The 12,486-nt window shown below is 64.2% G+C and carries 10 protein-coding genes; 9 read left to right on the top strand and 1 reads right to left on the bottom strand.

Annotated features, from left to right (window positions below):
• Nucleotides 1–122: 122 nt before the first annotated feature.
• A complete protein-coding gene (gene tssH, locus AC04SI_RS15675; protein WP_404278813.1) occupies nucleotides 123–2,906 on the bottom strand; it encodes a type VI secretion system ATPase TssH in 2,784 nt (927 codons plus the stop codon).
• A gap of 334 nt (nucleotides 2,907–3,240) precedes the next feature.
• Between tssH and tssA the strand changes: the two genes are divergently transcribed.
• From tssA to tssJ, 9 genes are read left to right on the top strand one after another with little or no spacing between them, the layout of a single operon-like run.
• Nucleotides 3,241–4,413, top strand: coding sequence for a type VI secretion system protein TssA (gene tssA / locus AC04SI_RS15670; protein ID WP_192182805.1), 1,173 nt, complete (start codon nucleotides 3,241–3,243; stop codon nucleotides 4,411–4,413).
• 6 nt (nucleotides 4,414–4,419) lie between these two features.
• Nucleotides 4,420–4,959, top strand: a complete 540-nt coding sequence (gene tssB, locus AC04SI_RS15665; protein ID WP_192182804.1) for a type VI secretion system contractile sheath small subunit — start codon at nucleotides 4,420–4,422, stop codon at nucleotides 4,957–4,959.
• Nucleotides 4,960–4,962: 3 nt separating this feature from the next.
• Nucleotides 4,963–6,468 (top strand): type VI secretion system contractile sheath large subunit, encoded by a 1,506-nt coding sequence (gene tssC, locus AC04SI_RS15660; RefSeq protein WP_006204799.1) that lies wholly within the window; start codon nucleotides 4,963–4,965, stop codon nucleotides 6,466–6,468.
• Between the two features lie 47 nt (nucleotides 6,469–6,515).
• On the top strand, nucleotides 6,516–6,971 hold the full coding sequence (locus AC04SI_RS15655) for an Hcp family type VI secretion system effector (protein WP_006204798.1): 456 nt from the start codon (nucleotides 6,516–6,518) through the stop codon (nucleotides 6,969–6,971).
• The gene (gene tssE, locus AC04SI_RS15650; protein WP_404279052.1) at nucleotides 6,958–7,713 is read left to right on the top strand and encodes a type VI secretion system baseplate subunit TssE; all 756 of its coding nucleotides are present in this window, start codon (nucleotides 6,958–6,960) and stop codon (nucleotides 7,711–7,713) included. The genes AC04SI_RS15655 and tssE overlap by 14 nt, the downstream gene beginning before the upstream one ends.
• Before the next feature lies 1 nt (nucleotide 7,714).
• Nucleotides 7,715–9,589: a type VI secretion system baseplate subunit TssF gene (tssF, locus tag AC04SI_RS15645; RefSeq protein WP_404278819.1), complete on the top strand. Its 1,875-nt coding sequence runs from the start codon at nucleotides 7,715–7,717 to the stop codon at nucleotides 9,587–9,589.
• A complete protein-coding gene (gene tssG / locus AC04SI_RS15640; RefSeq protein ID WP_404278821.1) occupies nucleotides 9,553–10,620 on the top strand; it encodes a type VI secretion system baseplate subunit TssG in 1,068 nt (355 codons plus the stop codon). Before tssF ends, tssG begins: the two co-directional genes overlap by 37 nt.
• Entirely contained in the window at nucleotides 10,617–12,002 is a 1,386-nt protein-coding gene (gene tagH / locus AC04SI_RS15635) for a type VI secretion system-associated FHA domain protein TagH (RefSeq protein WP_404278823.1), read from the top strand. The genes tssG and tagH overlap by 4 nt, the downstream gene beginning before the upstream one ends.
• A gap of 3 nt (nucleotides 12,003–12,005) precedes the next feature.
• Nucleotides 12,006–12,458, top strand: a complete 453-nt coding sequence (gene tssJ, locus AC04SI_RS15630) for a type VI secretion system lipoprotein TssJ (RefSeq protein WP_488474463.1) — start codon at nucleotides 12,006–12,008, stop codon at nucleotides 12,456–12,458.
• The last annotated feature ends 28 nt before the right edge of the window (nucleotides 12,459–12,486 follow it).

The raw sequence follows: 12,486 nt of genomic DNA, 5'->3' as shown, positions 1-12,486 counted from the left end.
TCCGTCCGGAATTGCGTCAAAACAAAGAGATAGAGCGGTTCGGCGTGGCCGTGAAACGATGAACCGCTCTAGTGACAGCCACACCCATTTCCTACGGTAGGAAGATATTCCAGAAGAAATGCCTACTCGAAAGAGTAAGTAAACCCTTCCGCTGAAGCGCCAACCGTCACTTTCGTCAGCTTCTCACCCTCGAGCGAGCGGTTCAGCACGCCGCGGCTCAGTTCCGGCAGCAGCGTGTTGGTCAGGATGGCATCGATCATCCGCCCGCCGGATTCGATCTCGGTGCAGCGCGCCTTGACCAGGTCCATGACGCCGTCGCCGATCACCAGTTCGGCATCGTTGGTGGCCCGCAGCCGGCGCGCGATCTTGGCGAACTGGTGGCGGGTGATCGCTTCGATCATCTGATCCGAGAGCGGATAGTAGGGAATGGTCACCACACGGCCAAGGAAGGCCGCCGGAAACACCTTCAGCAGCGGGCTGCGCAGCGCCGTGTCCAGATCGTCGAGCCCAGCCCGCATCGTGCCGTTTTTGGTGCGGTCCATGATGACTTCGGAGCCGACATTGGAGGTGAGCAGGATCAGCGTGTTCTTGAAATCGATCCGCCGGCCCTCGCTGTCGTCCATCATGCCCTTGTCGAAGACCTGGAAGAAGATCTCGTGCACGTCGGGATGCGCCTTCTCGACCTCGTCGAGCAGGATCACCGAATAGGGTTTGCGCCGCACCGCCTCGGTCAGGATGCCGCCCTTGCCATAGCCGACATAGCCGGGCGGCGCGCCCTTGAGCGTCGAGACGGTATGCGCCTCCTGGAATTCGGACATGTTGATCGAGATGAGGTTCTGCTCGCCACCATAGAGCGTCTCGGCCAGCGCCAGCGCGGTTTCGGTCTTGCCGACGCCAGACGGGCCGCAGAGCAGGAACACGCCGACCGGCTTTTCCGGCGCGCCGAGGCCGGCGCGGCTGGTCTGCACGCGCTTGGCGATCATCTCCATGGCATGGTCCTGGCCGACCACGCGCTCGGACAAGGTGCCGGCCAGCCGCAGCGCCTTTTCGGTCTGGCTGGACAGCATGCGTCCGGTCGGGATACCGGTCCAATCCTGCACCACGGCAGCCACCGCATTGCGGTCGACCGACGGCAGGATCAGCGGTGTCTCGCCTTGCGCTTCGGCGAGTTCCGCCATCAGTTCGCGCAGCCGCGTGAGATCGGCAGCCGGATCGGGCGCGGGCGACCCGGCTGTCGCCGTCGTCTCCGGCTCGGCCTCAGCCGTTTCGGTGTCGGACGCCTTGGCCTCGGACACCGCCGTCCCGGCCGCATCCGCAGCCGCCATTTCGCCGGCGGCCTCCTCCGCCGCCACCGCATCGAGCGGCACGCCCTCGCCGCGCAGCCTGGCGCGCAGGTCGAGGATCTCGGCGACCAGCGCCTTTTCCCGCTCCCAGCGTGCCTGCGCGGCGGCAAGCGTGCCTTCGGTCTCGGCCAGTCCCGCGTCGACCCGTGCCTGCCGCCCGGTCACCTCGATGCCGATCGCAGCCTCGCGGCCGATGATGCCGTTCTCGACCTCCAGCGCCTGACGGCGGCGCAGAATGTCCTCGACCTCGGCCGGCGTGGCGTGCTGCGATATCGCAACGCGGGCGCAGGCGGTGTCGAGCAGGCTCACTGCCTTGTCCGGCAGTTGCCTGGCCGGGATGTAGCGGTGCGACAGGCCGACCGCCGCCTCGATCGCCTCGTCCAGTATCTGCACCTTGTGGTGCTGCTCCAGAACGCCCGCCACGCCGCGCAGCATGAGAACGGCCACCGCCTCCGACGGTTCATCGATCTTGACCACCTGGAAACGGCGCGTCAGCGCCGGATCCTTTTCGATATGCTGCTTGTATTCGGCCCAGGTCGTTGCCGCGATCGTGCGCAGCTCGCCGCGCGCCAGCGCCGGCTTCAAAAGATTGGCGGCATCGCCGGTTCCGGCGGCACCACCGGCGCCGATCAGCGTATGGGCTTCGTCGATGAACAGGATGATCGGCTTTTCGGAGGACTGCACCTCGTCGATGACCGCCTTTAGCCGTTTCTCGAATTCGCCCTTCACGCTGGCGCCCGCCTGCATCAGGCCGACGTCGAGCATATGCACGCTGACATTCTGCAGCGTTGGCGGCACGTCGCCCTGGGAGATGCGGAGCGCAAAGCCCTCGACCACGGCAGTCTTGCCGACCCCTGCCTCGCCGGTGAGGATCGGGTTGTTCTGGCGACGCCGCATCAGAATGTCGACGATCTGCCTGATCTCCGGATCGCGGCCGACGACCGGGTCGATCTTGCCGTCGCCGGCACGCTGGGTCAGGTTGGTCGCATATTTGGCCAGCGCAGAGTCTCCGCCCGGACCCCGTTTCATCGGCGTCTCGGCATCGGGTGCCGTCGGAGCGTCGCCCGCTTCGAGCGACCCTTCCGTCACCTCGGCAAAGCGCTTGATGACGGCGTCGGCATCGATCTTGTCGAATTCGGCGCTGATTTTCGACACAAGGCCTTCCAGCACCGGCGTCTTCAGGCAGGCAAGCAGGATATGCGAACTGCGCACCTCTTCGACACCGAATTCCAGCGCCGCCAGGTTCCAGCCCTCCTGGATGGCGTGAAAGATATGGTCGGAAAACTCCTCCACCGAAGTCGCGCCATAGGGAAGCTTATCTACAGCGCGCGTCATGTCGGCCGTTAGCCGGCTGACATCCATCTCTGCGTCGGCGACGATCATTTGCACGTCCGAGCGCTCCGAAAGCACCAATTGCTGGACGAAATGGACGAGTTCGACATAGGGATTGCCGCGCATCTTGGCCGTGTCGGCCGCAGCCTTGAAGGCGCGGACGCCGACAGGGTTGAGCTTAGCGACCAGTTCCTTGCGCTTGAAGCTCTGCGATGCCCGGCGCTGTTCCATCGAACCTGCTCCTGAAACCTGCCAGCCGATACCCTGCCACATAAGCAGCATCTTGACAAAGCACACGACGAATGAACCGCCCGGACGTCGAGTCGGCCGACGTCTGGCATTTCACGAAACGCCCCGCATCTCCTCGAAAACAAACATGAAATTGCCCCCGCCTATGCGATGCATTTCACATACGGAGTTCGGTAAACACGCCAGGTTCCCGCAAGCGAGAATGGTCGCGTTTAGCTTCCGTTAGTTTTTGAGCAGCTGTTGAATTGTGATAAAGTGACGCAGTGTGATAGATGTTTGATCACGCAGGTCTCAGGGCCGCTTGCTGGGGGTTCGTGTGATTGATCTCGCACTCTGGCTGAATCCTTTGGACGGTGAAAACCCGTCTGGGGGAGATTTGCGCAACGATCCGGCCTTTCACGAGATCGAGCGGCTCACCGAACCCCAGGTCAAGGTCGTCCAGGAGGGTCACAACAAGCCGGTCGAATCCACCATTCCGGTCGACTGGCCTGCCGTGCTCGACAAGGCGGAAGAACTGCGCAGCCATGGCCGTGACCTGCGCCTGCTTGTCGTTGTCGCGCGAGCGCTGGCCAATGAAGAGAAACTGGCCGGGCTGACGCTTGGACTGAGCCTTATTGCACAAAGCATCGACCAGTATTGGGACACGATGCATCCGGCGTTGCGGCCGGGCGCTTCGCCACGCGATGCCGCCTTGCGCCGTCTCAACGCCTTGGCCGACCTACAAAACGGTCAGGACGGTTTGCTGGCGGATTTGCGTCAGATGACGCTTTTTGCGCCGCGCGGCATCGGGCCGATCAGCGGACGCGATCTGGAACAGGCAGCACTTGACGAGCGCGTCATGCTTCAGGAAGCCGCCTCGGGGTTGAATACGGCCGAAAAGGCGGCGCTGGCCGGTGCCCACAGCCAACTCCTCAACCGGGTGCGCAGCGGCTGCGCGGCGCAAGTGGATCAAGCCGGCGCCGAGATGACGTCGCTCGTCGCCGACGCCCGCGCCGCGATCGCGGCCCTCGACGCGGTCGAGGCCGCACTCAACGCCCGTCTCGAGGGCGGTGCCCCCGTCCCGGAGTTAAAGCGGTATCTGCAGCGTTTGCTGACGACGCTCGAACGCAACGCGGCCGCCGGGGCCGCTGCGAATGGCGCGGCAAAGCCGGCCCCGGCGCCGGCCGAACCGGCAATGCCTGCTCGAAACGGTCATGGAGCCGATACGATGGCAAGTGTGGCAAGCTACGCGGAGCCCGGCAGCACTGGCCTGCCTGACCGGATCTCCTCGCGCGACGACGTCGTGAAATGTCTCGACCTCGTGGTCGCCTTCTACGACCGCACCGAACCGTCGAGCCCGATCCCGCATCTGGCCCGCCGCGTGCGCCGCATGGTGCACATGGATTTTGTTGAACTGATGGAAGATCTCGCCCCTTCGGGGCTGAAGGAATTCCGGCTCCTGGCCGGCGTTCCCGACGCCAAGAAGGCCGCTCAGAAGGATGAAAGGTAGCAACACATGCCAGCCGAAAGCAAAGCGAAGGTCATCGAACGAAATCGCGCGCCGCGGGTGCAGATCGCCTACGACGTGGAAACCTACGGCAGCCCGACGACGATCGAACTGCCGTTTGTCATGGGCGTGGTGGCCGACCTTTCCGGCGCATCGCAAACCAAGGAAGCCTCGAAGTCGGTGCTCGACCGCGCCTTCGTCGAGACCGACGCCAACCGCTTCCCCAAATTCATGGAAGCGCTGGGGCCCCGCGTGAAGGCACGCGTGAAGAACACGCTGCCACAGGTCGAAGGCCAGGAGCGCGACGAGGAACTGGCGCTCGATCTCACCTTCACCAAGATGGGCGATTTCGCGCCGGACAAGATCGCCGCGCAGGTTCCGCAATTGGCCGAGATCCTCAAGATGCGGCGTCAGCTCGAGGAACTGCTCGGCTTCATGGACGGCCGCGTCGATGCCGAAAAGCGCATCGCGCAATTGCTGAACAATGAGCCGCTTCTGAGCAAGATCGCCGGCCAGGCAATGTCCGACGACGACAAGGCTGGAGAGTAAATCATGGCCGAACAGCAAAAAACCGCACCAGCCGTCGCCGAGGCGGAAGGCATCGACCTCGGGGAATTCAGCGGACTCCTCGAGAAGGACTTCAAGGTCAAGAAAGACGACAGCGAAAAGCTGCAGCAGCTCGTGCGCAACCTCGCGCTCGCAGCGCAATCGCGCTCCGAGACCACAACCATTTCGTCCAACGCGATCAAGTCGATCAAGTCGCTAATCGCGGGCATCGACAAGATGCTGACCGAGCAGGTCAACGAGATCCTGCACGCACCGGAAGTGCGCGAAATGGAAGGCACCTGGCGTGGCCTCTGGTATCTCATCAACAACACTGAGACGGATCAGAAGCTGAAGATCCGGGTGATGAACATTTCCAAGGAGCAGCTGGCCGACACGCTCGAAGACTACGAAGGCCAGATGTGGGACCAGAGCCCGATCTTCAAGAAAGTCTATACGGACGAGTATTCGATGCTTGGCGGCGAGCCAATCGGCTGCATTATCGGCGCCTACGAATTCTCGAACCATCCGCGTGACGTCGGCCTGTTGCGCAACATCTCGGGTATCTGCGCCTCCGCGCATACGCCGTTCATCGCCGCCGCCTCGCCGCGCCTGTTCCGCATGGACAGCTGGCAGGAACTGCCAAACCCGCAAGACCTGCAGATGATCGTGTCGAACCCGGCCTATGCCTCGTGGCAATCGCTGCGCGAGAGCGAGGACGCGCGCTACATCGGCCTCACTATGCCGCGTGTGCTCGCGCGCCTTCCCTACGGTACGGACACCGTTCCGGTGAAGGGCTTCACCTTCGAGGAAGAGGTGCAGGCCGATCACAACAAATATGTCTGGATGAACGCCGCCTTTCCGATGGGCGTCAACATCAATCGCAGCCATAAGCTCTACGGCTGGGGCACGCAGATCCGCGGCGTCGAGAACGGCGGCACGGTGCTCAACCTGCCAGTGCACTCCTTCCCGACCGACGACGGCTCGATCGCGATGAAATGCCCGACAGAGGTCGCCATCGACGACCGGCGCGAGGCGGAACTGGCCAAGCTCGGCCTGATGCCCATCCTGCACCGCAAAAACACCGATCTCGCCGCTTTCATTGGCGCGCATTCGCTGCAGGACGACGAGACGCGCGCCGGACGCCTGGTCGATCCCGACGCCCAGTCGAACGAGCGGCTGAGCGCCAACCTGCCCTATCTTTTCCCGGTTTCGCGCTTTGCGCACTACCTGAAGGCGATTGCGCGCGACAAGATCGGATCGTTCAAGGAACGCTCCGACATGCAGATCTGGTTGACCGAGTGGATCAACCGCTACGTGCTGGCCAACCCGGCCTTCGCCGACGACAAGGCGCGCGCCAAGCGCCCGCTTGCCGCGGCCGAGGTCCAGGTCGACAGCGTGGAGGGGCGGCCGGGCTATTACAATGCCCGCTTCTATCTGCGTCCGCACTACCAGCTGGAAGGCATCAACGCCTCGCTCAGGCTGGTGTCGGAACTACCGTCCGTGAAGACGTGATTGCAGCAACCACATCTTGTTTTGTTTGAAAGCGGTGGAGAAAGACAATGGCAGTGAAAATCGATGGCTTTCTTAAGGTTCCGGATATCAAGGGCCCAAGCGTTCGTGACGGCCATGAGGACGAAATCGAAATCCATGGCGTCGATTACAAGATCGTCGCTCCGTACGATCCGAATTCGCTCTCGCGTCGTGGCCGCGTGTCCCTGGGCATGATCAAGTTCACCAAACACTATGACAAGGCCTCGCCCTATCTGAAAAAGGCGCTGTTCGACAACAAGGCGCTGGACGAAGTCGTGTTCTCCGCCCGCCGGACGATCGACGGAGAGACCAGCGACTACCTGGTCGTTACCCTGACCGACGCCTCGATCATGGAATACGACATGAAGCAGGCCGAGGACGAGGAAGACTTGATCGAGGAGGAGGTCAGCTTCGCCTACAAGAAGATCAAGTTCGTCTATGACAAGGACGACGAAATCGAAATGGATGTCTATGTCGGCAAGTGAGGCCCGGCGGCCCGGCGCGAACAAGCTGCAGCTAACAGGCAGTTCGCGCGCGAAACGCGAGGCGGTCCAACCCTCTCTTTGGGACCGCCTCGTCAACGACCTGCCGGGCCTGACCTCCGAAATAGACGGGCTGCGCCAGTTGTTGCAGGACGAGCTCGGCGCGGACCGGCTGGAAACCCTCGTTGCGGGCAGCGCGCGGCACATCGACGCCGACGCGGAGCTGACGCCGGACCAGAAACGGCGCCTGCACCGGCTGATCTTCCAGACCCAGCACCGCGCGGAGATCGAAAGCCGCGGCGTGGTGGTGTCCGCACGCGTGCTGAGAGAAGCCGTGCGGCGCGATATCGAGGCCTTGTTCAACACCGAACGATTCGAAGCCACGCCGCTTTTTTCCGACCTCGAAAAAGAACAGGCAATGGACAACCCGCCATCGTTCGCCGATTTTCCGGAAGTGCGCCGCAGCGTGGTCAATTATGGCGTGCCCTCTTTCTCGGGCCGTTCGTCGCGGGACTTCGACCGCGATGTGCTGGCGCGCGAGATCCGCTCCGTCCTTGCCACGTTCGAGCCGCGCCTGAAGGAGAGCGCGACAACGGTGACGGTCACCCTCGGCGACAAGACCGCGGGCCTGAAGATCGAGATAGACGCCGTGCTGATCATGACGCCGACACCGGAACGGATGCGACTGCGCACGACGATCAATCTCGACAACGGCCTGGCGCGGACCGAGCTTAGGGAAAGCTGAGATGGATCGGGTCTTCGTAGAATATTACGAGGAGGAACTGACCCATATCCGCGCGCTCGCAGCGGAATTCGCCGACATGCATCCGGCGGTGGCGCGCAATCTTTCGCTGGATACGGTGCCCTGCCCCGACCCCTATGTCGAGCGGCTGCTGGATGGCGTTGCCTTCCTTGCCGCGCGCACCCGGCTCAAGGTCGATGCAGAACGCTCGCGCTTCTCGCGCAGCGTGCTCGACGTCCTCTATCCCGATCTGGTCACGCCGGCGCCGGCAACCGCGATGGTAGTGTTGAAACCCGGCCAGCAGGTCCAGTCGATGATTGCCGGCCATGTCGTCAAGCGTGGCACGCGGCTGGTCTCCAGCCTGCAACCCGGCCTTTCGACGCGCTGCACCTTCACCACCGGGCAGGAGGTCATGCTGTGGCCGATCGCGGTCACTTCGGTCAGCTATTTCCAGGACCGCAGCGGGCTGGCAGCAGCCGGCATCGGGCCGGTCGGCGGCACTGCCGGCGTGGCGGCGCTGCGCATCGCACTGGCGCGGACCGGAAAGGGCAAGCTCAACGAACTGGCGATCGACCGGCTCGATCTTTATTTCGCCGGGCGCACCAAGGCGCCGCTGATCTTTGACGCCATCTTCGGCGCCTGTTCGGCGGTTGGCGCACGCGCGGAAGGCAAGACCAATCCGATATCGCCCCTGCCCGAGCCCGAAATGGTCGGCATCGGCGACGACGAAGCCTTGATGCCGCGCACCCGTCCGACATTCGAAGGCTACCGTCTGCTGCGCGAATATTTCATGATGCCCGAGCGCTTCCACTATGTGCGCGTTTCAGGGCTGCAGCCGGTCGTGCGCAGATGCGAGGCCGGGATCGAGGTCATCTTCCTGTTCCGGCGCCCGGTGCCTGAACTTGCCGACCTGGCGCCGGCGGATTTCGAACTCTTCGCGACGCCGATCATCAATCTCTTCGAACGAGAGTGCAACGTCATCGAACTCGATGCGCGCAAGACGCGACAGGTGCTGCATGCCGACCGCACAAGGGCGCGCGACTTCGAAATCTATCGGGTCACCCGTGTCGAGGACGCTGACACGGAAGGCAACGACGCCGAAATCCCCGAACTGTTCAGCCTGGGGCAGAACCGCGGCAGCGGCTGGGTCTATTCGACCGAACGGCGCCCTCGCCGGGCGACCGAGGATGAACGCCGCGACGGCCTGACCCGCACCTCCTACACAGGCGACGACGTGTTCCTGGCGGTTTCGCGTCCGGTCGCAAGCCCGGCGAACCGGCCGCTCAAGCGTCTCGATATCATGGCCCTTTGCACCAATCGCGATCTGCCGATCCTGGACGACAACCCGACCTTGACCCTGGAGACAGCCGATCCGGTCGAAACGGTCAGGCTTCTCGGTGCGTTGCGTCCGCCGCAGCCGGCGATCCCAGCGGCGCTGCCGGTCGGCGCCGAAGGAGAATCCCGGACCGACAATCTTGCCTGGCGGCTCGTGGCGCAGCTCGCGCTCAACTTCCTCAGCCTTGCCAAGGAAGGTCGTGGCGTTGACCCGCTGCACGCTTTGCTTGATCTCTATGCCGACCGCGGCGATCCGAGCCTCGCCCGCAACGTGTACTCGATCGTCCGCATCGACTCGCGTCCGATCATCGAACGGCTGCGGATCGACGGGCCGATGTGCTTTGGACGCGGCACGGAAGTGACGTTGCATGTGGACCAGTCGGTCCTGGCGGGGCAAAGCACGCTGCTGCTTTCGGGCCTGCTTGCCCGGCTGTTTGCCCGCCACGCCGGCATAAACGGCTTCGTGCGGACCCGCACGCGGCTGTTGCAGAAGCAGGAGGATGTGCCATGGCCGATGACGCCCGGCAATCGCTACCTGATCTAGACAAGGTCGAGCCAGACCAGGCCGGGAGGCTGTCCGAGGCGTTCGACTTCTTCGAGCTGTTGCGCCGGCTCGAACAGAAGGGCGGCTTGTTCGGCTATACCGGCCAGCCGGCCCGCGAGCCGGCAAGGCTGGGACAGCATGTGCGTCTCAGCTTCTCGGCCAGGGACGTCGTAGGTTTCCGCGAGGCAGACGACAAGACACCAGCGCGGGTCACGGTGGCAAATCTCGGCCTACTGGGACCTGAGGGGCCTATGCCGCTGCATTTGACGCGCTGGGTGCTCGATCGTCTGTCGCAGCGCTGGTTCACCGGCGCCGAGGCGCAGCAGACCAGCGACACGACGTTCGTGGACTTCGTCAACATTCTTCAGCACCGCATGATCGCCCTCTACTATCGGGCATGGGCGGATGCGCATCCGGCGGTGCAGGTCGAACGCGCTGTCGGTGGCCGCGTCCGCGCCATGCTCCAGGCGATGGCGGGTATCGGCCTTCCCGGCACCCAGGATCCCGATCTCGACACGGTGAAGCTTCGCCAGGCCGGATCGCTGGCCAGCCAGGTCGACGGCCCGGAGCGGCTGACGCTTTTCCTTGCGGAAGCGTTCAAGGTGCCGGTCCAGATCAAGGAGTTCGTCGCTGTCTGGATCACCATACCGGCGACATTCCAGACCCGCGTGGCCAAGGCCTACGCAGCACTCGGTCGCGGGGCGACGATCGGCCCTCGCGTTTTCAGCCGCCAAAGCCGGATCGAATTGCGCGTCGGCCCGCTCGGATTTGAGGACTTCAAGGCGTTCCTGCCGGGCGGCCAGCGTCTGAAACTGTTCAAACAGGCGGTTCGCGAGATGATCGGGGAAACGCTCGACGTCGATCTGCGCATCGTGCTGGCGCGCGAAGCTGTACCGCCGCCGCGTATCGGAACCGTCCAGCTCGCCCGGACCGCCTGGCTTGCGCGGCCCGCCGAAAGGGGAGATGCTGACGATCTGCGGCTGCGGACGATCGTTGGATGGCGGCCGGACATGGCGGAGGTCGCGGCATGAGTCTGCTGCTGACGCTGGAGCAAGGCCCACGCACCCAGGCGGTGCGGCAGACCCGGCTGGACGAGGGTGAGCTGGTGATCGGACGCAGTGCGGACGCGGGCTGGCAGATCGACGATCCCGACATGTTCGTCTCGCGTGCCCATTGCAAGATCTCGGGCGGGCAGGATGGGTACTTCGTCACCGATACGTCGAGCAGCGGGCTGTTTATAAACGATTCCGACAGCCCGCTCGGCGCCGGCAAATCGACCCGTCTGCAAAGCGGCATGCGGCTGCGGCTGGGCGACTATGTCTTGCATGTCGATCTGCAGACGCCGACCGGCCCCTCGCCCGCCGCCAGCCGGGCCATGCCGGAACGGTCGCCGCCTCCGTCGCGCGGGCCGGTGAGCATCGGCCGCGACGATTTCTTCTCGGCCAGGACCGAAGAGGAGCCGCGACGGCCGCGGCCGGCCGATCTGCCGAACCCGTTTGAGCAGCCTGTGCCGGGAGCCTTCGAGCGCGCCAACGCGGACCAGCACAATTCTCCGGCCTTCGACGACCCGTTCAGCCTCGACCCGGTGCCATCGCTCAACGGCGCGGCCGAGCCTGCTTCGCCGAAGCCGCCTTCATTCGAGGACGATTTCGGCTTCGGGCCGGCCGAGCCACCCGCTTCGGCGAACGGCGCCTCGCCAGGCGGCCAGCGAGAGCGCGCCGCCGAACGGCCGCAACCGACGAACCCGTGGGATTTGCCGGTGCAGGCGCCGGAGCCACCTCCGCCGCCACGCCCGGCCGCCGCTTCCCGGCCTGCCCGCCCGCCGGCAGCAGCGCCGCAGGAGGACATGGCGCTTCGCAGCGCATTCCTGCGCGGAATGGGCGTCGAGGAAGCCGATTTCCCCGGACGCGACACCATCGCCGAAATGGAGAAATTCGGTCGCGAATACAGGCTGATGATGGAAGGCCTGATGCAGCTTCTGCGCAAGCGCGCCGAGGAAAAGGGCAACGCCCGCGTCGCCCAGACGATGGTCGGGGCCTCCGAGGTCAATCCGCTCAAATTCCTGCCGACCGTCGACGACGCGATCGTGACCATCATCGCCGAGCGCAGCCCAGGATTTCTTGCCGGCGAAGCGGCGATCGCCGATGCGGTCCGCGATCTTGCGCAGCATCACGTGCGAGCCTGGCGCGGCGTGCAGGCAGCGCTGCGCCAGATGATCGACCGCTTCGACCCGGCGATGATCGAGGAAGAGCTGAAATCGAATTCCGCGATCGGCACCCTGCTTTCGGGCGGGCGTGGCGCCAAGCTGTGGGAACTTTACCAGAAACGCCATCGTGAAATCGCCGAGAGCGCGGAGAAGAGCTTCCTTGGCGAAATTGGCGCCGATTTTCGTGACGCATATGAGGAGGAGTGAAACATGATCGACCGACGCGAATTTGTCATTGCCCTGGGTGCGACCGGGCTGCTTGCGGCTTGCCAGAGCGGCCCGCCGAAACCGTCCGTGATCACGGTCAACCTGACCGGCGCGGCCGGCATGAACCCGGGACCAGGCGGCGGCGATCGGCCGGTGACGGTCCTGATCATGCGGCTGCGCAGTACCGGCAAGTTCAATTCGGCCGATTATTTCGCCCTGCAGGGCGATGCCGGCTCGGCGCTGGGGGGCGACCTCGTCGGCTCCGACCAGGTCTCAGTCGGACCGGGAAAGTCCGCGTCCAAAACCATCACCGTCGAGCCGGACGCGGCTGCATTGGGCTTCGTCGCCCTCATTCGCGAGCCTGGCGGGCGAAACTGGCGGACGACCAAGTCGGTCTCTGCCGGCTCGACATTCACCGTCAACGTCACGCTTGGCAGCGGCGGCATATCCGCCTAGCGGCCAGGGCAAGGGGTGCTCGATGCAG

The organism is Mesorhizobium sp. CNPSo 4689 (genome assembly GCF_057784325.1).
This window is presented reverse-complemented; position numbering and strand designations above follow the sequence as displayed.

Excerpts from the sequence above, each read along its gene's own strand:
- tssH (WP_404278813.1), bottom strand. The coding sequence starts at position 2,906 with ATGGAACAGCGCCGGGCATCGCAGAGCTTCAAGCGCAAGGAACTGGTC.
- tssB (WP_192182804.1), top strand. The coding sequence starts at position 4,420 with ATGCCAGCCGAAAGCAAAGCGAAGGTCATCGAACGAAATCGCGCGCCG.
- tssC (WP_006204799.1), top strand. The coding sequence starts at position 4,963 with ATGGCCGAACAGCAAAAAACCGCACCAGCCGTCGCCGAGGCGGAAGGC.
- AC04SI_RS15655 (WP_006204798.1), top strand. The coding sequence starts at position 6,516 with ATGGCAGTGAAAATCGATGGCTTTCTTAAGGTTCCGGATATCAAGGGC.
- tssE (WP_404279052.1), top strand. The coding sequence starts at position 6,958 with ATGTCGGCAAGTGAGGCCCGGCGGCCCGGCGCGAACAAGCTGCAGCTA.
- tssF (WP_404278819.1), top strand. The coding sequence starts at position 7,715 with ATGGATCGGGTCTTCGTAGAATATTACGAGGAGGAACTGACCCATATC.
- tssG (WP_404278821.1), top strand. The coding sequence starts at position 9,553 with ATGGCCGATGACGCCCGGCAATCGCTACCTGATCTAGACAAGGTCGAG.
- tagH (WP_404278823.1), top strand. The coding sequence starts at position 10,617 with ATGAGTCTGCTGCTGACGCTGGAGCAAGGCCCACGCACCCAGGCGGTG.
- tssJ (WP_488474463.1), top strand. The coding sequence starts at position 12,006 with ATGATCGACCGACGCGAATTTGTCATTGCCCTGGGTGCGACCGGGCTG.